The sequence below is a fragment of the Halomonas smyrnensis AAD6 genome, assembly GCF_000265245.1.
Classification (GTDB): Bacteria; Pseudomonadota; Gammaproteobacteria; order Pseudomonadales; family Halomonadaceae; genus Halomonas; species Halomonas smyrnensis.
Genome location: NZ_AJKS02000010.1, coordinates 71,286 through 93,661 on the forward strand (window position 1 = coordinate 71,286; position 22,376 = coordinate 93,661).

23 protein-coding genes are annotated in these 22,376 nt (G+C 71.3%); 8 read left to right on the forward strand and 15 right to left on the reverse strand.

Going from position 1 to position 22,376, the window contains the following annotated elements; all coding sequences use genetic code 11:
• Positions 1–39 precede the first annotated feature (39 nt).
• Positions 40–1,449: an aminotransferase gene (locus UYS_RS0211785; protein ID WP_016855716.1), complete on the forward strand. Its 1,410-nt coding sequence runs from the start codon at positions 40–42 to the stop codon at positions 1,447–1,449.
• A gap of 140 nt (positions 1,450–1,589) precedes the next feature.
• A complete protein-coding gene (locus tag UYS_RS0211790) occupies positions 1,590–2,264 on the forward strand; it encodes a haloacid dehalogenase type II (protein WP_016855717.1) in 675 nt (224 codons plus the stop codon).
• Between the two features lie 7 nt (positions 2,265–2,271).
• On the opposite strand, the gene UYS_RS0211795 is transcribed toward UYS_RS0211790, so the two are convergent.
• Entirely contained in the window at positions 2,272–3,006 is a 735-nt protein-coding gene (locus tag UYS_RS0211795) for a DUF3047 domain-containing protein (protein ID WP_016855718.1), read from the reverse strand.
• A 199-nt stretch (positions 3,007–3,205) separates the two neighbouring features.
• On the opposite strand from UYS_RS0211795, the gene UYS_RS0211800 reads away from it, so the two are divergent.
• Positions 3,206–3,664 carry a DUF302 domain-containing protein gene (locus UYS_RS0211800; protein WP_026068523.1) on the forward strand — a complete coding sequence of 153 codons (459 nt, stop codon included), beginning with the start codon at positions 3,206–3,208 and terminating at the stop codon, positions 3,662–3,664.
• Position 3,665: 1 nt separating this feature from the next.
• Here the strand turns inward: UYS_RS0211800 and UYS_RS0211805 are convergent, their stop codons facing one another.
• From UYS_RS0211805 to UYS_RS0211835, 7 genes are all read right to left on the reverse strand, one after another.
• Positions 3,666–3,860 (reverse strand): zf-HC2 domain-containing protein, encoded by a 195-nt coding sequence (locus UYS_RS0211805; RefSeq protein WP_016855720.1) that lies wholly within the window; start codon positions 3,858–3,860, stop codon positions 3,666–3,668.
• On the reverse strand, positions 3,857–4,435 hold the full coding sequence (locus tag UYS_RS0211810) for a sigma-70 family RNA polymerase sigma factor (protein ID WP_026068524.1): 579 nt from the start codon (positions 4,433–4,435) through the stop codon (positions 3,857–3,859). The genes UYS_RS0211805 and UYS_RS0211810 overlap by 4 nt, the downstream gene beginning before the upstream one ends.
• 131 nt (positions 4,436–4,566) lie before the next feature.
• On the reverse strand, positions 4,567–5,205 hold the full coding sequence (locus UYS_RS17745) for a DUF2064 domain-containing protein (RefSeq protein WP_016855722.1): 639 nt from the start codon (positions 5,203–5,205) through the stop codon (positions 4,567–4,569).
• Positions 5,206–5,239: 34 nt separating this feature from the next.
• Positions 5,240–5,884 carry an ATP-binding cassette domain-containing protein gene (locus tag UYS_RS0211820; RefSeq protein ID WP_016855723.1) on the reverse strand — a complete coding sequence of 215 codons (645 nt, stop codon included), beginning with the start codon at positions 5,882–5,884 and terminating at the stop codon, positions 5,240–5,242.
• A complete protein-coding gene (locus tag UYS_RS0211825) occupies positions 5,881–7,560 on the reverse strand; it encodes an ABC transporter permease (protein WP_016855724.1) in 1,680 nt (559 codons plus the stop codon). The genes UYS_RS0211820 and UYS_RS0211825 overlap by 4 nt, the downstream gene beginning before the upstream one ends.
• Before the next feature lie 49 nt (positions 7,561–7,609).
• Complete coding sequence (locus UYS_RS0211830; protein WP_016855725.1) at positions 7,610–8,845, reverse strand: ABC transporter substrate-binding protein; 1,236 nt, start codon at positions 8,843–8,845, stop codon at positions 7,610–7,612.
• A gap of 57 nt (positions 8,846–8,902) precedes the next feature.
• A complete protein-coding gene (locus UYS_RS0211835) occupies positions 8,903–9,991 on the reverse strand; it encodes a phosphotransferase (RefSeq protein WP_016855726.1) in 1,089 nt (362 codons plus the stop codon).
• Positions 9,992–10,434: 443 nt separating this feature from the next.
• Between UYS_RS0211835 and UYS_RS0211840 the strand changes: the two genes are divergently transcribed.
• The 4 genes from UYS_RS0211840 to UYS_RS0211855 all read left to right on the forward strand — a co-directional run bounded on the left by UYS_RS0211840 (position 10,435) and on the right by UYS_RS0211855 (position 15,821).
• Positions 10,435–11,964, forward strand: a complete 1,530-nt coding sequence (locus UYS_RS0211840; RefSeq protein WP_040478381.1) for an NfeD family protein — start codon at positions 10,435–10,437, stop codon at positions 11,962–11,964.
• 74 nt (positions 11,965–12,038) lie between these two features.
• Complete coding sequence (locus UYS_RS0211845; RefSeq protein WP_016855728.1) at positions 12,039–12,809, forward strand: slipin family protein; 771 nt, start codon at positions 12,039–12,041, stop codon at positions 12,807–12,809.
• 577 nt (positions 12,810–13,386) lie between these two features.
• Positions 13,387–14,877 carry a SulP family inorganic anion transporter gene (locus UYS_RS0211850; RefSeq protein WP_016855729.1) on the forward strand — a complete coding sequence of 497 codons (1,491 nt, stop codon included), beginning with the start codon at positions 13,387–13,389 and terminating at the stop codon, positions 14,875–14,877.
• An 89-nt stretch (positions 14,878–14,966) separates the two neighbouring features.
• The gene (locus UYS_RS0211855; RefSeq protein WP_016855730.1) at positions 14,967–15,821 is read left to right on the forward strand and encodes a universal stress protein; all 855 of its coding nucleotides are present in this window, start codon (positions 14,967–14,969) and stop codon (positions 15,819–15,821) included.
• Positions 15,822–15,974: 153 nt separating this feature from the next.
• On the opposite strand, the gene UYS_RS0211860 is transcribed toward UYS_RS0211855, so the two are convergent.
• The 4 genes from UYS_RS0211860 to UYS_RS0211875 form a co-directional block, all read right to left on the reverse strand.
• The gene (locus UYS_RS0211860) at positions 15,975–16,433 is read right to left on the reverse strand and encodes a DoxX family protein (protein ID WP_016855731.1); all 459 of its coding nucleotides are present in this window, start codon (positions 16,431–16,433) and stop codon (positions 15,975–15,977) included.
• Positions 16,430–17,239 (reverse strand): HvfC/BufC N-terminal domain-containing protein, encoded by an 810-nt coding sequence (locus UYS_RS17750; protein ID WP_016855732.1) that lies wholly within the window; start codon positions 17,237–17,239, stop codon positions 16,430–16,432. The genes UYS_RS0211860 and UYS_RS17750 overlap by 4 nt, the downstream gene beginning before the upstream one ends.
• Positions 17,236–18,123 (reverse strand): MNIO family bufferin maturase, encoded by an 888-nt coding sequence (bufB, locus tag UYS_RS0211870; protein WP_016855733.1) that lies wholly within the window; start codon positions 18,121–18,123, stop codon positions 17,236–17,238. The genes UYS_RS17750 and bufB overlap by 4 nt, the downstream gene beginning before the upstream one ends.
• A gap of 65 nt (positions 18,124–18,188) precedes the next feature.
• Complete coding sequence (locus tag UYS_RS0211875) at positions 18,189–18,470, reverse strand: BufA1 family periplasmic bufferin-type metallophore (RefSeq protein ID WP_016855734.1); 282 nt, start codon at positions 18,468–18,470, stop codon at positions 18,189–18,191.
• A 297-nt stretch (positions 18,471–18,767) separates the two neighbouring features.
• Between UYS_RS0211875 and UYS_RS0211880 the strand changes: the two genes are divergently transcribed.
• A complete protein-coding gene (locus UYS_RS0211880; RefSeq protein WP_016855735.1) occupies positions 18,768–19,130 on the forward strand; it encodes a RidA family protein in 363 nt (120 codons plus the stop codon).
• Between the two features lie 103 nt (positions 19,131–19,233).
• Here the strand turns inward: UYS_RS0211880 and UYS_RS0211885 are convergent, their stop codons facing one another.
• The 3 genes from UYS_RS0211885 to UYS_RS0211895 are packed head-to-tail and all read right to left on the reverse strand — an operon-like array spanning position 19,234 to position 22,360.
• Positions 19,234–20,745 carry a PhnE/PtxC family ABC transporter permease gene (locus UYS_RS0211885; protein WP_016855736.1) on the reverse strand — a complete coding sequence of 504 codons (1,512 nt, stop codon included), beginning with the start codon at positions 20,743–20,745 and terminating at the stop codon, positions 19,234–19,236.
• Entirely contained in the window at positions 20,742–21,476 is a 735-nt protein-coding gene (locus UYS_RS0211890; RefSeq protein WP_016855737.1) for an ATP-binding cassette domain-containing protein, read from the reverse strand. The genes UYS_RS0211885 and UYS_RS0211890 overlap by 4 nt, the downstream gene beginning before the upstream one ends.
• A 29-nt stretch (positions 21,477–21,505) precedes the next feature.
• Entirely contained in the window at positions 21,506–22,360 is an 855-nt protein-coding gene (locus tag UYS_RS0211895; protein WP_016855738.1) for a putative selenate ABC transporter substrate-binding protein, read from the reverse strand.
• Positions 22,361–22,376 lie beyond the last annotated feature (16 nt).

Here is a 22,376-nt window from a genome sequence, read left to right on the forward strand (position 1 = left end):
CCTCCCCGACGGCGTCGGGGAGTCCTACTGGAGACACGCATGACCACCCATCAGGATCTGATCGACCGCGACCGCAAGGTGACCTTCCACGCCTCCACCCACCTGCGCGACTTCGCCCACGGCGACGCGCCGGGCCGCGTGATCACCGGTGGCAAGGGCATCAACATCGTCGACAAGGACGGCCGCGAGTTCATCGACGGCTTCGCCGGCCTGTACTGCGTCAACATCGGCTATGGCCGCACCGAGGTGGCCGAGGCCATCTACCAGCAGGCCCTCGAGATGTCCTACTACCACACCTATGTGGGGCACTCGAACGAGCCGCAGATCGCCCTGTCCGAGAAGATCCTCGAGCTGGCCGGCCCCGGCATGTCCAAGGTCTACTACGGCATGTCCGGCAGTGACGCCAACGAGACCCAGCTCAAGATCGTGCGCTACTACAACAACGTGCTCGGTCGTCCGCAGAAGAAGAAGGTCATCTCGCGCATGCGCGGCTACCACGGCTCCGGCATCGCCACCGGCTCGCTGACCGGCCTCAAGGCCTTCCACGACCAGTTCGACCTGCCGATGGACGGCATCCTGCACACCGAGGCGCCGTACTACTACCACCGCGCCGCCGAGCAGGAGGGCATGACCGAGCGCGAGTTCTCCAGGCATTGCGCCGCCAGGCTCGAGGAGATGATCCTGGCCGAGGGCCCGGACACCGTGGCCGCCTTCATCGGCGAGCCGGTGCTCGGCACTGGCGGCATCGTGCCGCCGCCGGAAGGCTACTGGGACGAGATCCAGGCCGTGCTCGACAAGTACGATGTGCTGCTGATCGCCGACGAGGTGGTGTGCGGCTTCGGGCGCATCGGCGCCGACTTCGGCAGCCACCACTACGGCATCAAGCCGGACCTGATGACCACCGCCAAGGGCCTGACCAGCGCCTACCAGCCGCTCTCCGCCGTGATCGTCGGCGACCGCGTGTGGCGTGTGCTCGAGCAGGGCACCGGCGAATACGGCCCGATCGGCCACGGCTGGACCTACTCCGGCCACGCCCTGGGCTGTGCCGCCGGCCTGGCCAACCTGGCGATCATCGAGCGCGAAGGCCTGACCGCCAACGCCGCCGAGACCGGCGCCTACCTGCAGGAGCGCATGGCCGCGACCTTCGGCGACCACCCGATCGTCGGCCAGGCGCGTGGCGTCGGCATGCTGGCCTCGCTGGAGTTCTCCGCCGACCCGGAGAAGCGCGCCCACTTCGATCCGTCGCTCAAGGTCGCGCCGCGCATCGCCGCCGCCGCCCTCGAGGAGAACCTGATCGCCCGCGCCATGCCGCAGGGTGACATCCTCGGCTTCGCCCCGCCGCTGGTCGCCACCCGCGACGAGGTCGACGAGATCATCGCCCGCACCGAGCGCGCGGTGAACAAGGTCACCGACGAGCTGACCCGCGAAGGCGTGCTGCAGACCGCCTGATCGTCCCCCGCCTCCAGGAACGCCGCGGCCCCGCCCGCGGCGTTTCTGGTTCCGGGTGCCGCACCGGCCCCTCTTCCCCTTGTGTCGGGCGCGATGCTGCCCCAGTCTTGGGGAGGTTTTTCTGATGGAGGAAGACGCCCATGGCGACGCTACTGGCCTTCGATGTCTATGGCACCCTGATCGATACCCACGGCATAGTGACCGAGCTGGAGCAGCAGCTGGCCGCCCCCGAGCAGGCGACGGAGTTCTCGCGCCGCTGGCGCGACAAGCAGCTCGAGTACAGCTTCCGGCGTGGCCTGATGGGGACCTACGTGGACTTCGCCCGCTGCACCCGGGAGGCCCTCGAGTACACCGACCGGGCGCTGCAGACCCGGCTGTCCGAGGCCGACAAGGACCACCTGATGAGCCGCTACGCTCAGCTGCCGGCCTTCCCCGATGCCGCGCCGGCATTGGCGCGGCTGGCCGAGGCCGGGATCAGCTGCGTGGCCTTCTCCAACGGCAGCCAGGAGGCCGTGACCCGGCTGCTCTCCGCGGCGGGGCTGCGCGATCGTTTCGAGGAGATCGTCAGCGTCGACGAGGTGAAACGCTTCAAGCCCGACCCGTCGGTCTACTTCCACCTTCGCCAGAGCCTCGAGGCCGAGCCGGACGATACCTGGCTGGTCTCCAGCAACGCCTTCGACGTGATCGGCGCGCGTCATGCGGGCCTGCACGCGGCCTGGGTGAGGCGCAGCCCGGAGGCCCCCTTCGACCCCTGGGGCATCGAGCCCGACTTCACCGTGGCCGGCCTCGATGCGCTGGCCGATCGGCTGACCTGAGCCGGCCTCATCCCGGGCAGTCGGGCGGCGTGGGCGAGGCGGAGAGGCCGAGGTGGGTGAACCAGGCCGTGGCATCGACGCCGGCGTTGTCACCGTCGCTCATCAGGGCGAGGCCGTCGATGCTGGCCGGGCGGCTGCCGAACAGGCGCCGGTAGTCCGCGCCGACGTCGCGCACCTCCGCCACCCACTCGCCGACTCGCGCGTCGCCGCTGCGCAGCGCCAGCAGCTGGGCGCGATCGGTGAAGGCGTTGGGCCAGGCGCTGTCGGCCGGCTGGGTCGAGGCCCAGACGTAGTTCACCGACTCCACCTGCCAAGGCAGCAGCCCTGTCTTGCGGGCCACGTAGACCCGGGCCGGGTAGTCGTCGCCGTCCTTGCGCGTCTCGTCGAGCCCCGGGTGGGTCTCCGAGACGCGCCAGCACCAGTGCAGATAGGGCGTCGCCTCGAGGTCGATCTCGCGCTCCAGGTACTTGGCCGAGGCCTGCCCCCGGGCGCGGGCCCGAAGCGCCCGGGTGCCCGCCAGGTCGACGACCCGGTACTCGGTCTCGCCGGCGAAGGCCCGGGTCGGCCAGTCGTGAATCGCCTCCGGCGGGAAGTGCAGGTCGTCGGCCGCTCCGGCGAGGCCTGCCCCGGCCAGCAGCGGTCCGGCCAGCAGCGGTCCGGCGAGCAGCGCGGCGAGCCGCCGACGGCCCGTCGGGCGACCCGGGTATGTCTGGGGGGAAACGCGTGGCGATCGAATCGTCATGGGGGCACTCCAGGGATCGGGGAACCGGGCTCGGTCGAGGACGCCCGGCCATCCTTACAGCGTCGTCGGCCGACGGCCGCGTCGGGGCCCCGCCTATCCGTCGTCGTCGGCCCCGATCGGTCGCCCCGGCGGGCGGACTTGCCAGGGCCGCCGGGGTTGGCCACGCTGTGCGGGCCATCCACGAGAAGGAACAGACATCATGAGCAGAGCAGTGATCGGGGCGGCCCTGGGCCTGCTGCTGGCCGCGGCGCCGGTCGTGCAGGCGGAGACCCACGGCATCATGCATCTCGAATCGGACGATGCGTTCGAGCGCGTCGACCAGCGGCTGCGCGCGGCGATCGAGGAGAAGGGGCTGACCCTGATGACCGTGGTCGACCATGCGGCCAATGCGCAGCGCGTGGATCTCGCGCTGCCGCCGACCCGCACCTTCGTGTTCGGCAACCCGGCGGCGGGCACGCCCATGATGCAGTGCCAGGGCAGCATGGCCCTGGACCTGCCGCAGAAGATGGTGGTGAGGGAGACCGACGAGGGCGTGCGCCTGGAGTGGAACTCGCCCCACTACCTGGCCGAGCGTCACGGCCTGGAGGGCTGTGAGCTGCCCCTGGAGAAGATCGACGGCGTGCTCGAGGGCCTGGCCGGGGCCGCCGCGGGCCGCTGACTCAAGCCGGCGGTTCGTCGCTGTCCTCGGGGCCGAAGCGCCGGCCGGCCTCGTGCAGCAGCGTGAACTGCCGGTTGCACTCCCGGCAGGCGCCGCACATGGCGAGGTGCAGCCGCAGCGAGAGCCGCTCCTGGAAGCTGAGGGGGCGGTCCTGGCGCAGCGACATCAGGCGGGTCGCTTCTTTGCACATCATCATGAGGCATCTCCCTCGAGCCAGCCCTGCTCGATGCAGGCGCGCAGTTTCAGCCGGGCGCGATGCAGCATGACCCAGCAGTTGTTCTCCTTGATCTCGAGCTCCCGGCAGATCTCCTCGGTGGAGAGGCCCATCAGCTCGCGCAGGGAGAAGATCCGTGCGGCGCTGTCGGGCAGGGCGATCATGCAGGCGTCGAAGACGCGCCAGAAGTGCTCGCTCTCGAAGGCGGCCTCGGGCTCGCCCCAGCTCTGGGGCCTGGCATCCGGCCGCCAGTGGCCGCTCTGCTGGAACTGGCGGTCGATCGCCTCCTCGTCGTTCTCGTCCGCCAGCGGCTGCCACTGCCCATGGCGCTTCTGGGCGCGCATGGCGTCGAGGATCTTGTACTTGAGGATGCCGAAGACCCAGGTCTCGTAGCCCGAGCGCCCGGCGAAGCTGTCGTTCTTCTCGATGGCGGACATCATGGCCTCCTGTACGGCATCCTCCGCCCGGCTTCGATCCCGCAGATGCATGAGGGCGAAGGAGACCAGTCGCGGCCTCACTGCCGTGAGCCGCTCCATTCGGTGTGCCTTGTCGTCCATTACTCGGTCGCCATCCCCATCGCTTGTCGTCGTGATGGGGAACGAGTCTATCAGCAGGGTTTTGCCGTCGTGTAGTGAGACTCCGTTTAAACCATCGTGGATGGTCTTGGGTCGTGTCGTGCCGATCTTCCTTACAGGGCGGGACGCGAGTCGCGGCGCCCCCGATGGCGAGGCGCGAGGAAGTCGACGCCGAGCGCCTCGCCCAGCCGGGCCAGCCGGGGGAGATCCTCGGGGCGATCGACGTCCCAGAGCCGGGCCGGACAGGCGAGGCGCCAGCCCATCGCCATGGCGCGTTCGCGGGTCTGGGCCATGACCCGGTCCGTGCCCCAGTCGACGCCCTGGAACAGGCCGGGGTCGGCGCGTCGGGCGCCGACCAGCGCGTAGCCGCCGTCCTCGACCGGCACGCAGACGCCGTCGGCCTCGGTCAACGCCGCCGTGCAGCGTCGCAGCAGCGCCGGGGTCAGCGCCGCGGCGATCGCGGCCTCGGCCCCCGGTGGCAGGTCGGTGTCGGCATGCAGGAACAGCAGCGTTCGGCCCCGGGCCTCGGCGGCGCCGGCATTCATCTGCCGGGCGCGGCCGGGCGCGCTCGCGATCACCCGCGTGGCCAGCGGTCGCGCCCGGGCCGGCGTCTCGTCGCGGCTGCCGCCGTCGACCACCAGGAGCTCCACACCGCCCGCCTTCATCGCCTGCAGGCGGGTCAGGGTCGCCTCGATGATGGCGGCCTCGTTCAGCGTCGGAAGGACAATGCTCAGCCGGGGCGGGGTCGACATCGCGGTTCTCCAGAGGGATCGGCTGGGCATCGCGTCACCGGCCCGCGGGCGAGAGCTCGATCACCGGCCCGCCGGCGGCCTCGGCGTCCTCGCGGTCGTGGGTGACCAGCAGGCTCGGCAGGCCGGCCTCGCGCAGGTGCTCGAAGACCAGTCGACGCATCGCCTGGCGCAGGTGGGTGTCGAGCTTCGAGAAGGGCTCGTCGAGCAGCACCGCGCTGGGCGCCGAGAGCAGCAGGCGCATCAGCGCCACCCGCGCCTTCTGGCCGCCGGAGAGCGTGGCCGGGTCGCGCTCGCCGAACCCGGCCAGCCCGACATGCGCGAGCGCCTGCTCGACCCGGGCGGCCTTGTCGGCGCCGGTGCCGGCGAGGCCGAAGCGCAGGTTGCCGGCCACCGAGAGGTGGGGGAAGAGCAGCGGGTCCTGGAACAGCAGGCCGATGCCGCGGCGTTCGGCGGGCAGGGGCGTGAGGTCGCGGCCGTCCAGCAGGATGCGGCCCGAGGCCGCGAACTCGGGCGCCAGGAAGCCGGCCAGGAAGGCCAGCAGGGTCGACTTGCCCGAGCCGGAGGGGCCCATGACGGTGAGCACCTCGCCCGGGCCGATCTCGGCGTCGAGGGCGACCAGGGGCGTGTCGCCCAGGCGGATGTGGAGGTCGCGAAGTGCGAGTCGATGGGGCGTGGTCATGGGGCTCCCTGCATGCCGCGGCGGTGGGACCATAGCAGTTTCGGCAGGCCGATGGCGATCGCGAAGCCCGCCAGCGGCAGGCCCGCCTGGACCAGCGCCCAGACCCCGATCACCCGGCGGTTGCCGCCGGCGGCCAGCGACACCGCCTCGGTGGTGACGGTGCTCACCCGGCCCGCGCCGAGCAGCTGGGTGGGGAGGTACTGGCCGATGCTCACGGCCAGGCCCACCGCGCAGGCGGTGAGCAGCGGGGCCAGCAGCATCGGCAGCCGGACCCGCCAGAAGACCGCGTTGGGCGAGGCGCCGAGGGTCAGGGCGAGCCGGGTCCAGCGCGGGTCGATCCGTCGGTAGGCCTCCGAGAGCGACAGGAAGACGTAGGGCAGCACGAACAGCAGGTGGCCGAAGACGATCAGGCCGTGGGACGGCCGGGTACCGAGCTGTTCCATCACCACCACCAGCCCGAACAGGAAGGCGATCTGCGGCACGATCAGCGGCAGGTAGAGCAGCCACAGCGCCTTCGAGGCGGTGCGCCCGGTGCGCTGCTCGTTCTCGAGTGCCGCCAGCACCAGCGCTGCGGCGAGCAGGGTGGCGCCCAGCGCGATCAGCACCGTCGAGGCGAGGGGCTCGCCGAGGGCGGGCAGCGCCTGGGCCCAGTGATCCAGCGTCATGGTGCGGGGCAGGGCGTCGGGGAAGCGCCAGAATCCGGCCACCGAGGTGATCGCCAGGCCGCCGACGCCGGCGAAGGCGATCCCGGTGGCGAGCAGGATCGGCAGCTTGCCGGCGAGGCGCAGGCCGGCCTCGCCCCGGTCGCGCCCGCCGCGGGCGATCCAGGCCGTCATCAGCCTCGCCATGAGCCGCTCCAGCCCCCACCAGGCGAGCAGTGCGGCGGCGGTGACGCCGAGCTGCAGGATCGCGCCGGCCGAGGCCAGGAAGCGCTGGTCGAGGTCGGGGTCGCTGAACCAGGTGAGGATCGACACGGCGAGCGTCGGCGGCAGGGTCGGGCCGAGGATCATCGCCACGTCCACCACCGAGGAGGCGTAGGCGATCACCGCGAACACCGGCAGGCGGATCAGCGGATAGAGCGCCGGCGCCACCACCTTGAGCCAGGCGATGGCGGGGCGGTAGCCCAGCGAGCGGGCCATGGCCACCCGGCGCTCGGCGTCGAGCTGGGGCAGCGCGGCCAGGCTCATCAGCAGCAGGAAGGGCACCTCCTTGATGACGAGTCCCGCGATCAGCGAGAGCCCCCAGGGATCCTGCACGATCAGCAGGTCCGGCGGCTGCTCCCAGCCGGTCAGCGCCGGCGAGGCCAGCCGCGCGAGCAGCCCCGTGGGGGCGATCAGGAAGGCCAGCCCGAAGGCCGCGGCGGCGTGGGGAATCGAGAGCAGCGGCGAGACCAGCCGTCGGATCCAGCGATCGAGCCGGCTGCCGCTCGCCGCGGCCAGGTAGAGCAGCACCACGGCCAGCGACAGGGCGGTGGCGACGAGGCCGCCGGCGAAGCTGATGGCGACCGAGCGGCCGATGCCCGGCTGGGCGGCCAGCGCCCGCCAGGGCGCCAGCGAGAGGCTCTCGCCGCCGAGCGCCGGCAGGTAGCCGAAGGCCGGCAGCAGGGCCATGGCGAGGCCCGCCAGGATCGGCGCGACCAGCAGGGTGACGATCAGTGCGGGGGCGAGGCGCAGCATCATGGGGTCGGCCCCGCGTCGCCCGCACCGCAGGGGGTAGCGCTCGTCCTCATCGGCCGACGTAGCGCGCCTGCCAGGCGTCCTGCAGTGACGTCATCCAGCTGGGGTGCGGCTCGGGCAGGGTGCGCGCGAGGGCGCCCGCCGGCAGCATCGCCGGGTTCTCCGCGTCCAGCGCGAACCGCGCCTGGTCCTCCGCCGGCAGCCGGGCGACGTCGAGCACGGTGCGATCGCCCCAGACGTCGAGGTCCTGCTTGGTCGCCTGGGCCTCCGGGGACAGCAGGTAGTCGGCGATGACCATGGCGCCGGCCTGGTGGGGCGAGTTGTAGGGGATGGCGACGAAGTGCACGTTGCCGAGGGTGCCGCTGTCGGGCACGTAGCTGCGCGTGCTCGGGGGCAGCTCGTAGTCGGCCACCGCCGCGGCCGGCTCCGAGGGGGTGAAGGTGAAGGCCAGCGAGAGCGCGCCGTCGCCCATCAGGCGGCGCATCTCGGGGCTACTGGCGGGGAACTGGCGGCCGCCGCGCCACAGGTGCGGGTGCAGGGCATCAAGGTAGTCCCACAGCGGGGCGGTGACGGCGGCGAAGTCGCTCTCCTCGACCGGCGCGTAGAGCGCCTCGTCCCGGTCGGTGAGCTCGATCAGCGCCTGCTTGAGGAAGGTGCTGCCGGTGAAGTCGGGAATCCGCGGGTAGGTGAAGCGCCCCGGATTGGCCTTGGCCCAGGCGAGCAGCCCTTCGATGTCCTGGGGGAGCGCGTCATGCGCGTCGCCATTCCCGCGCAAGGCGTCGCTGTCATAGTAGTAGGTGATCTGCGACCGGCCCCAGGGAGACTCGTAGCCCTCGGTGGGCAGGGTGAAGTCGGTCACCACCTCGGGGTTGTCCGCCGGGCGGGTCAGGGCGAAGTTCGGCAGCGCGCGGGCGAAGGGGCCGAACAGCAGGTCGCTCTCCTTCATGGCGGCGAAGTTCTCGCCGTTGAGCCAGATCAGGTCGACGTTGCCGGCGGTGTCGTTGCCGGCCTGCTTCTCCGCCAGCACCCGGGAGACCGCCTCGGCGGTGTTGCCGACCTTGACGTGCTCGAGGTCGATGTCGAAGCGCTCATCGACGCGCTCGGCCACCCAGTCGATGTAGTCGTTGGTGCGCTGGTCGCCGGCCCAGGCGTACCAGTAGACCGTCTGGCCGCGGGCCTCCTCGAGCACGGCCGGCCAGTCGGCCGGGTCGGGGGCGGCCATGAGCCCCGTGCTGGTCAGCAGGGCCGGCAGCAGGGCGGCTAGCCGGAGAGAGGGTGCGCGCATCGTGGATCCTCTTGGTGAAGGTGAAGGTGAAGGTGAACAGGGGCAAGGGGGCATGCGTCAGGACGCAAGGCGGCGTTGCAGGTCGCGATGCTCGCCGCGCACGTGCTCGATGGCGGCCACCGACAGGTAGTGGTCCACGCGCTCGCGCACGTGGGCGATCAGGGCGTCATCGCTCAGCGCCGCGGACCAGTCCTCGCCGCGCCGCCGCGCATCCTGCGCCCGCCGATGGCTGGCGCGCCACTTGGCGCACCAGGTCAGTGACCAGAGCCACATGGCGCGCCGGCACGCCAGCAGGGTCTCGACCTCCCCCGCGAGCCCGGTGGCCGCGAGCCAGTCGCGGTAGAAGGCGGCCACCTCCCCGGGCGTCAGCTCGGCACGGCTATGGAGATCCCAGGTGGTGGAGGTGTAGAGGCTGGCGTGAGCCAGGTCGAAGCCGACCAGGCCGTAGCGGCACTTCTCCAGGTCCACCAGCACCGCGCGGCCGTCCTCGGTGATCAGGAAGTTGCCGGGATGGGCATCGAAGCTGATCAGGCGGGGCCCGGCCCCGGGGCCGGGCGGCAGGCGGCGGGGCAGGGCGGCCAGCTCGGCCTCGATCGGGGCGCGGGCCGCGTCCGGGAGACCTGCCTGCTCGAGGAAGCGCGCCTGCTCGTCCAGCTCCTCGCGCATGGCGGCCCAGGGATCCGCGGGCGAGAGCAGCGGTGCCCGGGCCTCGGCCGCCGGCACCGCCAGGGTGTGGAGGCTGGCCAGCGCCTCGGCGAGGCGGGGCAGGTCCTCGGGCAGGCGCGCCGGGCGGCCGCGGACGGCATCGACCAGCAGCCCGCCCCGGGGCAGCGTCGGGTCCGGCGGCAGCAGGCCGTGCAGCGCGGGGGCGTGGCCGCCGCGGCTGGCGCGGGAGAAGCAGGCCGCCTGGTAGGCGAGGTTCGCCGCGGGGTCGAGGCGCATCTGGCTCTGCTTGGGCAGTCGCGCCACCCAGTCGCCCCCGCTCCGCTCGAGCCACAGATGGTGGTGGGCGAGACCCGTGTCGGCCATCGGGCGCAGCGCCGCGATGCCCGCGTCGAGGCCCGTGCGGGCCAGGGCCGCGGCCAGCGGGTCGCGGAGGGTCGACGGGACCCGCGGCGTGTCGCGGCGAGAGTCGGTGTCCGGCATGACGCTCCTTGTTCGGGGACGATGGTCATGGATGGTCGCATGAGGGCGCCTCACCTTACACGCACCTCGACGATGCGGCTGCACGCCCGCCTGGCCCGCAGGAGATCACGCCAGTGGGCCGGCGCCGGGTCTCCGTCGCGCCATGGGCCGAGCGGCGACGACAGACGGCGCTGCGATCGGCCGCAGGGCGCGAGTCGCAGCGGGCAACGAGGGGGAAGGGCATCGGCGCGTCTCGGCGAGGCTCGTGGCGTCATCGACGGGGCGTATTCCTTGCGCGGCCGGCCGCGTGTCGCGGCGATGCCGCTCTCTGGCGGGGGGAAGGCCCGCGCCGAGCCTTCTTCGGGGGCGACGACTACACTGATCGGCAGGTGCCAATGATAGGGATCTTGCTCGGTGTGGCCAGCCCTCACCCGTATGCCGAGATCCCGGGCGAGGTGCCCATGATGTTTCGATCGTCCCTGCCGCATCGCGTGCTGCTCTGGTTCAGCCTGGCCTGCCTGCTGCTGGGCGGGCTCGCCGCCTGGCAGGCGAGCGCCCAGCAGGAGCGGGGCACGGCCCTGGTGATGACGCTCGACGGCGCCATCGGCCCGGCCACCGGCGACTACTTCCTGCGCGGCCTGGAGATCGCCGCCGAGCGCGAGGCGAGGCTGGTGGTGGTACGGCTGGACACGCCCGGGGGCCTCGACGCCTCCATGCGCGACATGATCTCGGCGATGCTGTCCTCGGAGATTCCGGTAGCGTTCTATGTCTCGCCCGGCGGCGCCCGGGCGGCCAGCGCCGGCACCTACCTGCTCTATGCCAGCCACGTGGCGGCCATGGCGCCGGCCACCCATCTCGGCTCGGCCACGCCGGTGCAGATCGGCGGCGGGGGCGGGCTGCCCGGCATCGGCGAGCCGGAGGCGCCGGACGACGCCGATGCGCAGGATGCGGCGCCCGCGTCCGACGGCAAGGGGAAGCCGGCCGCCGCGACGGAGGGGAGCGACGTGGCGCGCGACGAGGCTGGCGAGGCCTCGGCCGGGGAGGGCGACGACACCGCGGGGGGGGATCAGCAGGCCGCCCCCAAGCGCCGCGGCGAGACCGCCATGGAGCGCAAGGTGCTGGAGGACGCCGTGGCCTATATCCGCTCGCTGGCCGATCGCCACGGCCGCAACGCCGACTGGGCCGAGGACGCGGTGCGCGAGGCGGTCAATCTCACCGCCCGGGAGGCGCTGGAGCGGAACGTCATCGACGTGCTGGCGAGCGACCTCGACGATCTGTTCGCCCAGCTCGACGGCCGCGAGGTGGTGATGGAGGACGGCACCGTCACGCTCCAGACCGCGGACCTGGTCGTCGAACGCTTCGATCCCGACTGGCGCACCCGGCTGCTGGAGGTGATCACCAACCCCAACGTGGCCTACTTCCTGATGATCATCGGCTTCTACGGCCTGATCTTCGAGCTCTCCAATCCCGGCAGCCTGGTGCCGGGCACCATCGGCATCATCTGCCTGCTGCTGGCGCTGTTCGCCTTCCAGGTGCTGCCCGTCAACTATGCCGGCCTGGCGCTGATCCTGGTGGGGCTGGGGCTGATCGTCGGCGAGGCGCTGATGCCCAGCTTCGGCATCCTGGGCATCGGCGGCATCGTGGCCTTCGTGATCGGATCGGTGATGCTCATGGACGCGGATACCCTGAATATTTCCCTGCCGCTGATCGGCGGCGTGGCCCTGGTGGCGGCGGGCCTGATGCTGTGGGTGATGACCCGCTTCCTGGGCCTGCGCCGGCGCACGCCGCGCACCGGCCAGGAGGAGCTGATCGGCACCGAGGCGTTGGCGCTGGAGGACTTCCAGGGCGACGGACATGTGCGGCTGCACGGCGAGCGCTGGAAGGCTCGCAGCGAGCAGCCGCTGCGCCGCGGACAGACGGTGCGGGTGGTCGCCATCGACGGGCTCACCGTCGACGTCGAGCCGCTTCGGGCCGCGGCCGCCGAGCGCCGATAGCGCGAGGTGTCTCGACCCTGGGGCCGATACGTCCCTGAAACCGATACGCCCTTGAAACCGAAAGGAGACACGACATGCTGATTTCCTATCTCGTGCCGCTGGTATTGGTGCTGATGCTGATCGCGGCCTCGATCCGCATCCTGCCGGAGTACAAGCGCGGCGTGGTGTTCTTCCTCGGGCGCTTCCAGGCGGTGAAGGGGCCGGGGCTGTTCATCATCATCCCGGGCATCCAGAAGATGCAGGTGGTCGATCTGCGGGTGATCACCATGGACGTGCCCGAGCAGGACGTGATCTCCCAGGACAACGTCACGGTGAAGGTCAACGCGGTGCTCTACTTCCGGGTGGTGGACCCGGAGCGGGCGATCATCCAGGTCGAGCACTACGTCAACGCCACCAGCCAGCTGGCCCAGACCACGTTGCGTTCGGTGCTCGGCAAGCACGACCTGGACGAGATGCTCTCCGAGCGCGACCGGCTCAACGACGACATCCAGGAGATCATCGACGCCTCGGCGGAGAGCTGGGGCATCAAGGTGGCCAACGTGGAGATCAAGCACGTCGACCTGGACGACAGCATGATCCGCGCCATCGCCCGCCAGGCCGAGGCGGAGCGCGAGCGCCGCGCCAAGGTGATCCACGCCGAGGGCGAGCTGCAGGCCTCGCAGAAGCTGCTCGAGGCCGCCAACGTCATGTCCGCCAATCCGATGGCGCTGCAGCTGCGCTACCTGCAGACCATGAGCGACATGAGCAACAAGAACGCCTCGACCATCGTGGTGCCGCTGCCCATCGACCTGGTGGACGCCTTCAAGTCGATGGCCGGCGCCGTCGGTGACCAGGGGAATCAGTGATGGCAGGCGGCAGCATGAACAGTCATCGTGTCCTCGGGGCTGATCCGTCGACAGGTCCCGGAGCGCCGGACCGGCGAGTGGCGCTGTGAATCCATCCGTGGGCGCTACTTTTGCCATCCATGGCAAAAACCCCCTCTACGACCTGTCCCCGGCGCCCCTCGTCGATCTTCGGGTCTCGCCGGATGCAGCGATCCGGCGGGTCTGGTAGACTCCCGCGCTCCTGACGGGATAGCCGGATCAGCCCGGTGTCTCGTCGATCCAACGCAAGGGAACCGACATACCGTGATGCCCTCTCGTTCCGGGCTGGCCACGCCGCCCTAGCCTTTCCCTCCCGAATTCGGGCCGCGATGACGTCTTCACGATGTCATCGCGGCCGGGCATCGTCTCGATGTCCTGGGCGCCCCGCGCCCGCCTTGCACCGTCAGTCTCTTTCCAGCAGCGCCACCGCGCGCTCGACAGGCCTCGGCGCTCGACCCGCGCCACGGCATCGGCCTCCTCGCGAGGCCGGGAAGAGCTGCGCATGACACGACCCTGACGCCTTCATGGCATCCACCTCCACCCTCGACTGGACCGCAGCATGACTCGATCCCTCAAGCAAGACTGGTTCTCCAACATCAAGGGCGATCTCCTGTCGGGCATCGTCGTCGCCCTGGCGCTGATTCCCGAGGCCATCGCCTTCTCGATCATCGCCGGCGTCGATCCCAAGATCGGCCTCTACGCTTCCTTCTCCATGGCGGTGATCATCGCCTTCGCCGGCGGCCGGCCGGGCATGATCTCGGCGGCCACCGGCGCCATGGCGCTGCTGATGGTCACGCTGGTCAAGGAGCACGGGCTCGAGTACCTGCTGGCCGCGACCCTGCTCACCGGCGCGCTGCAGATCGTCGCCGGCTACCTGCGCCTGGCCGACCTGATGCGCTTCGTCTCGCGCTCGGTGGTGACGGGCTTCGTCAACGCCCTGGCGATCCTGATCTTCATGGCGCAGCTGCCGGAGCTGACCAACGTCACCTGGCATGTGTATGCCATGACCGCGGCGGGCCTCGGCATCATCTACCTGTTCCCCTACCTGCCGGTGATCGGCAAGGCGCTGCCGTCGCCGCTGGTGTGCATCCTGGTGCTGACCGCCGTGGCCATGATCACCGGCCTCGACATCAACACCGTGGGCGACATGGGCGAGCTGCCCGACACCCTGCCGGTGTTCCTGTGGCCGGACGTGCCGCTCAACCTCGAGACCCTGTCGATCATCTTCCCCTACGCCATCATGCTCACCGTGGTGGGCCTGCTGGAGTCGATGATGACCGCCACCATCGTCGACGACCTGACCGACACCGAGAGCGACAAGAACCGCGAGTGCAAGGGCCAGGGCATCGCCAACATCGGCACCGGCCTGCTCGGCGGCATGGCGGGCTGCGCGATGATCGGGCAGTCGGTGATCAACATCAAATCCGGCGGCCGCGGTCGCCTCTCGACCCTGTTCGCCGGCGTGATGCTGCTGATCATGGTGGTGTTCCTCTCCGACTGGGTGTCGCAGATTCCCATGGCGGCGCTGGTGGCGGTGATGATCATGGTCTCCATCGGCACCTTCAGCTGGGCCTCGATCCGCGACCTGAAGAAGCACCCGCTGTCCTCCAACCTGGTGATGCTGGCCACCGTGGCGGTCACGGTGGGCACCCACAACCTGGCCATGGGCGTGTTCGTCGGCGTGCTGCTGGCGGCGCTGTTCTTCGCCAACAAGGTCGGCAACATCCTCTACATCGGCGTCGAGCAGGCCGAGGCGGGCAGCCGCCGCGTCTATCGCGTGGTGGGGCAGGTGTTCTTCGCCTCCTCCGAGCGCTTCGGCCGCGCCTTCGACTTCAAGGAGAGCGTGGAGAAGGTCACCATCGACCTGTCACGGGCGCACTTCTGGGACATCACCGCCGTGCAGGCGCTGGACCGGGTGGTGATCAAGTTCCGCCGCGAGGGCACCGAGGTCGAGCTGGTCGGCCTCAACGAGGCCAGCGCCACCATCGTCGACCGCTATGCCATCCACGACGACCCGGAAGCCGTCGAGAAGCTGATGGGCGGCCACTGAGCCGCCCGTCGGCGGCCGCCCCTGTGACGGGGCGGCCGGATGGTGTAGAACGAAAGCCAGACAATCCACGCCAGCTTCAGGACAGACAGATGACAGAACAGGTGATGGCCGCCATCGACGGCTCGCAGTTTTCCGAGGGCGTCTGCGACTACGCCGCCTGGGCCAGCCTGGCGCTCGAGGCGCCGCTGACCTTCCTGCACGTGGTCGACAATCATCCGCAGACCGCCGAGGCCGATCTCTCCGGCAACATCGGGCTCGGCTCCCGCGAGCATCTGCTCGAGGAGCTGTCGCAGCTCGACGAGCAGCGCGCCAAGGTGGCCCAGGAGCAGGGCCGACTGATGCTCAAGGCGGCCCAGGAGCGCGCCGTCGCGGACGGCGTGGCGGAGCCCGGCAGCCGCCAGCGCAACGGCACCCTGGTCGAGACCCTCGCCGAGCTGGAGGACGAAATCCGCCTGCTGGTGGTGGGCAAGCGCGGCGGCAGCGCCCATCAGGACAGCGAGCACCTGGGCTCCAACCTCGAGCGGGTGGTGCGCGGCCAGCATCGACCGATCCTGGTGGTGCCCCAGGCCTTCAAGCGCCCCGAGCAGGTGATGATCGCCTTCGACGGCAGCAACACCACGCGCAAGGGCGTCGAGCTGCTGGCGAAGAGCCCGCTGTTCTCCGGCATCGCCTGCCACGTGGTGATCGTCGGCGCCGAGACCGGCGACAACCGCTCCCAGCTCGACTGGGCGCTCTCAACCCTGCGCGAGGCCGGCCATGAGGCCGAGGGCGCGATCCGCGCCGGCGAGGTGGAGGAGACCCTGCGTGCCTACAAGCAGGAGCACGACATCGATCTGGTGGTGATGGGCGCCTACGGCCATTCCCGCATCCGCCACCTGCTGGTGGGCAGCACCACCACCGAGATGCTGCGCCACGCCAGCGAGCCGGTGCTGCTGCTGCGCTGAGCCGCGCCATCGCTCTTCAGGGCCCCGCCACGGCGGGGCCTTTTCGTGTCATCGTGCCCTGCAAGCGTTGTGCGTCGGCACCGGGCGCACACCATGAGCCATCGCCCCGCGGGGGCCCCTGGCGCTGCCCGGCGTGGCCCGGGGCGTGCCGCGTCAGGCCGCCGACACCCAACGGCCCAGCAGCCGGTCCAGCGACAGCGCGCCGGGGCCGCGCAGCAGCAGGGTCAGCAGCCCCGTGGCCCAGAGGCCGTGGGTGACCCAGGCATCGGGATAGACGAAGGTCTGGATCACCAGCGTCATGATCAGCAGCCCCAGGGCGGCCAGGCGGGTCGCCAGGCCCGCCCACAGCAGCAGCGACAGCCCGAACTCGGCCAGCGTCGCCAGCCAGGCGGCGAGCACCGGCGAGATCAGCGGCAGGGCGTACTCGTGCTCGAACAGGAAGAAGGTGCTCTGGCTGATGGTGACGCCGTCGACCTTGGTCAGCGCCGAGCGGAAGAAGACGCTGCCGAGCACGAGGCGTGCCAGCAGGGCCACGAGATCGACGGGCAGCCGATCGAGGGCCGGCTCCAGGCGTCGATAGTAGAACCTGAGCGGTGATATCGGCATGTTCATGGGGCGGCCTCCTCGTTCGGCTCGTCATCATCGGGCGCAGCATGGCGCTCGCACAGCGCGCCGAGGCCGAGCAGGGTGCCCAGCGCCTCGCCGGCCGCCGTCTCGCCGTGGGCCTCGGCGACCGCCGCCAGCGCGTCGCCCAGCGCCGTGTCTCGAGGCGCCCGAAGCCTGCCATACAGCGCGGCGGTGACGGCGTCGACGGGCGTCAGCAGCACCTGCTCGCCGCGGCGCACCGCCAGCCAGTCCTCCTCGCCGGCGGCGACGGATTCGCCCGGCGCCTCGCCGCGCTCCAGCCGCTGCCACAGCGCACCCACCGCGAAGCGACAGCGCACCCGCCGGGTGGCCGGCCGCGGCGTCACGCAAAGGCGTGCCGGGTCGGGATGCTCGGCCAGCCGGGTGGCGTCCAGGACCGGCGCCTCGGCGGCAGGGCCGACGTCGAGCCGGGCGCGCTCCAGCCGGCAGACGTCGCTCGCGTAGCGATAACCGGCCAGCGGCGGCAGGTCGTCGAGGAAGTCGGCGAAGCCGGCGCCGTAGTGAGACAGCCGCGGCTCCCGGGGCAGGTGATCGCGGGCGTAGTCGCCGGCCGCGGCGGCGAAATAGCGCGGGCCGAGCAGCGTGCGGGTATGGGGAAAGGCGGTGGCCAGCGCCTCGATCAGGCTCTGGCGCACGTTGTTGCGATAGACGTCGAGCCCGGCGGGCCGGCCCAGCTCGGCGGCCCCGTCGTCCATGGGAGCGGCATCGGGGGCGGCATCGGGAGTGCGCAGGGCGGCGGCGAAGCGTCGCTGCCACTCGGCCAGGGCGCTCATGCCGGCATCCTCGTCAGCGTGGCCGTCGATGCCGCCGGCAGGTCGGCGGCCCGATGAGCGCGGGCCCGCTCGGCCTCCTCGAGCCAGCGCTCCAGCGTCGGCACCTCGGCGTCCCACTCGATCAGGGTCGGCGCTTCGGGGGCGGAGGGCACCCAGCGGCGATACAGCGACCAGACGGCCTCGGTGACCGGGCCGGCGTGATCGTCGATGCGCAGCGGCGGGTCGACGGCGGTGTCCAGGCTGTGGCCGGCCAGGTGCAGCTCGCCCACGGCATGCCAGGGCAGGGCGCCCAGGTAGGCGTCGAGGTCGCGGTTCAGGTTGAACGCGCTGATATAGGCATTGTTGAGATCCAGCAGCAGCCCGCAGCCGGTGCGGGCCACCAGCTCGGTGAGGAAGTCGGCCTCGTCGAGGGTGTTGATCGGGATCGTCACGTAGAGGCTGGGATTCTCGATCAGCAGCCGGCGTCCCAGGGCCTGCTGGACGATGTCGATGTTGCGGGCGAGCAGCGCCAGGCTCTCCTCGGTGAGCGGCACCGGCAGCAGGTCGTTGTAGCAGTCGCCGTCGAGCCGGCTCCAGGCCAGGTGTTCCGACACCAGCGCCGGCTGGAGCCTGTCCACCAGCCGGGCGAGCCGCGCCAGATGAGCCGCATCGGGGCGCTCGGCGCCGCCCAGCGACAGCCCCACGCCGTGCACCGAGAGCGGGTAGCGCTCGGCCAGGGCCTGGAGCCGCTCGCGGTCGGGGCCGCCGGCGCTCATGTGGTTCTCGGCGTGCAGTTCCAGGAAGTCCGCACGCCGGGGCGCGGCGAGCAGCGCCGGTGCATGCTGCGGCTTGAGGCCGATGCCCACGGCACCGGGGGGCAATGAGAGGGAAGGGGGCAGCGACATGGCGATCTCCTCGGGGGCCGGCCCGCCGCGCGGCGGGCCGGGAGGGCTTCCGATTGGGGCTGGGCTCAGGGACGCTCGATCTCGCTCAGGCTGCCCATGCCGTGGGGCGTCTCGATGCTGGTGCAGGTGCCTTCCGGCACCAGCGTCCAGGCGTTGCCCTGGTAGTCCACGGTGGAGGTGCCGGCGCAGGTGGTGCCCGGGCCCGCCTTGCAGTCGTTCTGGCCGGCCAGGGCCACGCCGTAGCACTTCTCCATGGCTTCGCCTTCCTGGGCCTGGGCGGCGCTCATGGCGCCCGCCTGGGCGATGGCGGTGGTGAACACGGCAGCCAGCATGGTGGAACGCTTCATGGGATTTCTCCTCTGGGTCGTCGGGTGCGCTCTTGGCGATGTCGCGTTGCGCCCCTCTCTGTCGGGTCGCCGGGGAATGGCTTACAGCGCGACGAGCGCTCGGCGGCCGCGATGCCGACGAAGACAGGGGATGCATGAAGGTTGCGCCGTCCATGCGAGTGATATTTCTGATCAGGTTTTAAAAGTTGGCGAATATCACTGTCATGGGGAGGAATTTTGGTGAGCATGACGGATCGTCCGCCCTCGTGCTGCGGTAAGATCATGGGCCCTTCATTCCTCGACTTCAGGAGCGATGCCATGACCATCCAGCGCCATGACACCAAGGCCCGCATGAGCCGTGCCGTGATCCACAACGGCGTGGCCTACCTGTGCGGCCAGGTGGCCGGCCCCGAGGCCCGCGAGGGCGACATCACCGCGCAGACCGAGAGCATGCTGGCGCGGGTCGATGCGCTGCTCGCCGAGATCGGCTCCGACCGCGAGCATCTGCTCTCGGCGACGATCTATCTCAAGGACGGTGGCGACTTCGCGGCCATGAACGCCGTGTGGGACGCCTGGGTGCCCGAGGGCCATGCCCCGGCCCGCACCTGCGTCTGTGCCCCGATGCCGGCCGATGAGCTGCGCGTGGAGATCACGGTCACCGCGCTGGTGAAGGACGCCTGAGCCGGCGTTCGAGCCGCCGCTCCCGGGGAGCGGCCATGAAACGGAAAAAGGCCGACGCGAACGCGTCGGCCTTTTTCGTTGGCGGGACGGCGGGGGGATCGGTTCAGCGCAGGCAGGGGTCTTCCTGCGGCACCTCCCGCGGCCTGAGCCGGCGCGAGAGCGCATCCACGGCGATGTTGAGGCCGGCGGTGACCAGCAGCAGGAAGGCCGCCGTGTCGAACATCAGGTACTGGAAGTTCTCGTCGATGTAGTAGCCCAGCGTCGCCACCCCCAGCATGCCGAGGATCGCCGTCTCGCGCAGGATCACCTCGGCGCGGTAGTAGAGCAGGGCCAGCAGGCTCGGATAGACCCGCGGCAGCAGCTCGTAGGCCAGCCGGCCCGAGGCGGGCAGCCCCGGCATGCCGGGCTCCAGACCGTCGGCGTGGCGGGCGACGAGGAAGGCGATCAGGGCGCCGTTGTGCAGCGCCAGGGCCAGCCAGGCGGGCAGCAGCGAGGGGCCGAGCAGCAGCAGGAAGACGAAGGCCAGCATCAGCTCCGGCGTCGATCGCAGCAGCACCAGCAGCCCGCGGCCGGCCAGCCGGCTCGCGGGATGGCCGAAGTGGCGGCTGGCCAGCGGCCACAGCGCCATCGCCACCAGCAGCGCGCCGACGGTGCCGAGCAGCGCCAGCAGCAGGGTGTTGCCGATGGCCGGAGCGAGCTCGGGGATGCTGGCGAACCAGTCGACCAGCCCCGCCCCGTCGCCGGCCAGCAGCGGCGCGGGCCACAGGTCCTGGCTGACGAAGCGCCACAAGAGCCCGCCGTCCACCGCCGGCCAGGGGCCGAGCAGGAAGACGCCGCCGACCAGCAGCAGCGGCACCAGCCGCCGGTGGCTCCACCAGGGCAGGGTGGCGATCAGCAGGTAGAAGCACCACAGCAGGGCGCCGGCCTCCGGGTAGCGGCCCTCGCGGAAGGCCGTCTCGAGCTGGAAGCCGAGCGTCGGCAGGCCGACGAAGCCCAGCAGCACGCTGGCGCGCAGGCCGCATTCGAAGCGGTAGCGGATGTAGGCGGCGAGCTGGGTCCAGGCCAGCGGGAGCTCGGCGTAGAGGAAGCGCGACAGCCGGCCGACGCCGGGCGGCAGGGCATCGGCCGGTGCGCGCGGGGTCTGCTCGAGGATCTCGGCGAACACCTTGGCGAAGATGCCGGCGTAGGGAATCGCCAGCGCCGCCAGGGCGGTCAGCGCCGAGAGCCCGAACACCTGCAGGAACAGCAGCGCCCAGAACAGCTCGTGGATGGCGCGCACGAAGGCGCAGCCGGCGCGCACCAGCCGTGAACGGGCGAACAGCAGCGCCAGCGGGAAGCCCAGCACCACGCCCGCGAGCGTGCCCCACAGCGCCACCGAGACGGTCAGCCCCAGGGCGTGGAAGGGCGACTCGACGGAAGCGAAGTCGGGCCAGGCCAGGCCCTGGAGCATCCGTCCGAGTTCCGTCCAGGGGTCGCGGGTGACCACCGACAGATCGGCCAGCGGCGCAAGCAGCAGCGCCAGGGCGATCAGCGTCAGGGTATGGCGGGCCAGGCGCGGGCCCGTGGCGCGGCCGGCCAGCCAGGCCGGCCGGCGCGGCAGGGCGGCATCGCTCATGCGCGCCCCCGGGAGCAGGGCAGAGACGCCGGCGAGGGCGCCGCGGGCTCGGGCGCCTCGGCTGACGCGGCGGTATCGTCGGCGTCCGGATAGAGGGCGTCGAGGTCGTCAAGGCTCAGCGTGGAGGCCGGGGCGTCGATCACCAGCCGGCCGTCGCGCAGGCCCCAGACGCGGTCGAAGCGGGTCAGCGCCAGCTCGCGCTGGTGCAGGGCGATCACGCTGGTGGTGTGGCGCTGCTCGATCAGTCCCAGCAGGCGGTGGGCCTGGTGGGGATCGACGCTGGCCACCGGCTCGTCGCCGAGGAACACCTCCCGCTGCTGGTAGAGCGCTCGGGCGATGGCGGTGCGCTGGCGCTGGCCGCCGGACAGCTGGCCCACGGGGCGGCGCATCAGCCCGTCCAGGCCGACCAGTTCGCACAGCGCGGCCACCTCGCCCCAGGGGCCGCGCAGCGGCCGCACCAGGTTCCACAGGTTGGCCAGCGCCGAATGCTCGGCGAGCCGGCCCATGTAGACGTTGTGATAGACCGCCAGCCCCGGCACCAGGCCGTGATGCTGCGGGCACCAGGCGACCGCCCCGCCAAGCCGCTCCCGCAGCGCCGCCAGCAGCGTGGACTTGCCGGCGCCGCTGGGGCCGAGCAGGGCGACGCGCTCGCCGCGTGCCAGGTGCAGATGCACCCGGGGCAGCACCACCCGCTCGCCGTGGCCGAGATCGACCCCGTCGAGCGTCAGCAATGGCTCGTTCGTGTGTTCCGTCGGCGCCATCAGCGCAGCAGGCCGAGCTCTTCCGCCACGTCCTCGATCGGCGCGTACATGGCGTTGTCGGCGGGGATGAAGGCCGAGCGCGGGAAGCTGTCGAGCAGCGCGGGGTCGTCCATCTCCAGCAGCGCCGCGCGGACCCGGTCGGAGAAGCCCTCGCCGTAGCGCTCGTCGGCGTCGCCGCGCAGGGTCCACTGGTAGTCCGGGTAGCTCGGCGTGGTCCAGATCACCTGCACCTGGTCGGTGTCGACGCGGCCGTCCTCCACGGCGGCGTCCCACACCGCGTAGTTGACCGCGCCCAGCTCGTAGGTGCCGGCCTCGACCAGGGCGATGGTGCGCGAGTGGTCACCGGAGAAGCCGACCCGGGAGAAGATCTCGTCCGGGGCCTCGCCGAAGCGCTGGCGCAGGTAGTGCTCGGGCATCAGGCGCCCGGAGGTGGAGGTCTTGGAGCCGAAGGTGAAGCTCATGCCCTCGACCGCGTCGGGCAACTGGTCCCCGTCTTCCAGCCTCGTCGACCGGTGGGCGATGAAGTAGGTCTCGAAGGCCGCGTCCTCGGCGCCCTGGGCGATGGCCCGGGAGTCCGGCACCAGGCGGCGCGCCTGGACGCCGGAGAGACCGCCGAACCAGGCCAGCTGGACCTGGTCGTTGCGGAAGGCGGTGACCGCCGCGCCGTAGGACTTCACCGGCACGTACTCCACCTCGACGTCGAGCCGCTCCTCGAGGTAGTCGGCGACCTTGGAGAAGCGCTCGACCAGACGCGACTGGTCCTCGTCGGGAATGGCGGTGAAGCGGAAGGTGTCGGCGGCCGCACCCTGGGCGAGCAGGGCGAGGGCGGCGGCGGAAGCGGCGATCCAGCGCATGGGCGGTCTCCTGGAA

Bases quoted from the DNA above. Each gene is read 5' to 3' on its own strand.
- UYS_RS0211805 (WP_016855720.1), bottom strand. From the start codon at position 3,860: ATGATGATGTGCAAAGAAGCGACCCGCCTGATGTCGCTGCGCCAGGAC.
- UYS_RS0211835 (WP_016855726.1), bottom strand. From the start codon at position 9,991: ATGCCGGACACCGACTCTCGCCGCGACACGCCGCGGGTCCCGTCGACC.
- UYS_RS0211800 (WP_026068523.1), top strand. From the start codon at position 3,206: ATGAGCAGAGCAGTGATCGGGGCGGCCCTGGGCCTGCTGCTGGCCGCG.
- UYS_RS0211820 (WP_016855723.1), bottom strand. From the start codon at position 5,884: ATGACCACGCCCCATCGACTCGCACTTCGCGACCTCCACATCCGCCTG.
- UYS_RS0211830 (WP_016855725.1), bottom strand. From the start codon at position 8,845: ATGCGCGCACCCTCTCTCCGGCTAGCCGCCCTGCTGCCGGCCCTGCTG.
- UYS_RS0211810 (WP_026068524.1), bottom strand. From the start codon at position 4,435: ATGGACGACAAGGCACACCGAATGGAGCGGCTCACGGCAGTGAGGCCG.
- UYS_RS0211785 (WP_016855716.1), top strand. From the start codon at position 40: ATGACCACCCATCAGGATCTGATCGACCGCGACCGCAAGGTGACCTTC.
- UYS_RS0211875 (WP_016855734.1), bottom strand. From the start codon at position 18,470: ATGAAGCGTTCCACCATGCTGGCTGCCGTGTTCACCACCGCCATCGCC.
- UYS_RS0211840 (WP_040478381.1), top strand. From the start codon at position 10,435: ATGTTTCGATCGTCCCTGCCGCATCGCGTGCTGCTCTGGTTCAGCCTG.
- UYS_RS0211825 (WP_016855724.1), bottom strand. From the start codon at position 7,560: ATGCTGCGCCTCGCCCCCGCACTGATCGTCACCCTGCTGGTCGCGCCG.
- UYS_RS0211850 (WP_016855729.1), top strand. From the start codon at position 13,387: ATGACTCGATCCCTCAAGCAAGACTGGTTCTCCAACATCAAGGGCGAT.
- UYS_RS0211880 (WP_016855735.1), top strand. From the start codon at position 18,768: ATGACCATCCAGCGCCATGACACCAAGGCCCGCATGAGCCGTGCCGTG.
- UYS_RS0211790 (WP_016855717.1), top strand. From the start codon at position 1,590: ATGGCGACGCTACTGGCCTTCGATGTCTATGGCACCCTGATCGATACC.
- UYS_RS0211885 (WP_016855736.1), bottom strand. From the start codon at position 20,745: ATGAGCGATGCCGCCCTGCCGCGCCGGCCGGCCTGGCTGGCCGGCCGC.
- UYS_RS0211860 (WP_016855731.1), bottom strand. From the start codon at position 16,433: ATGAACATGCCGATATCACCGCTCAGGTTCTACTATCGACGCCTGGAG.
- bufB (WP_016855733.1), bottom strand. From the start codon at position 18,123: ATGTCGCTGCCCCCTTCCCTCTCATTGCCCCCCGGTGCCGTGGGCATC.
- UYS_RS0211795 (WP_016855718.1), bottom strand. From the start codon at position 3,006: ATGACGATTCGATCGCCACGCGTTTCCCCCCAGACATACCCGGGTCGC.
- UYS_RS0211845 (WP_016855728.1), top strand. From the start codon at position 12,039: ATGCTGATTTCCTATCTCGTGCCGCTGGTATTGGTGCTGATGCTGATC.
- UYS_RS0211895 (WP_016855738.1), bottom strand. From the start codon at position 22,360: ATGCGCTGGATCGCCGCTTCCGCCGCCGCCCTCGCCCTGCTCGCCCAG.
- UYS_RS17745 (WP_016855722.1), bottom strand. From the start codon at position 5,205: ATGTCGACCCCGCCCCGGCTGAGCATTGTCCTTCCGACGCTGAACGAG.
- UYS_RS17750 (WP_016855732.1), bottom strand. From the start codon at position 17,239: ATGAGCGCCCTGGCCGAGTGGCAGCGACGCTTCGCCGCCGCCCTGCGC.
- UYS_RS0211855 (WP_016855730.1), top strand. From the start codon at position 14,967: ATGACAGAACAGGTGATGGCCGCCATCGACGGCTCGCAGTTTTCCGAG.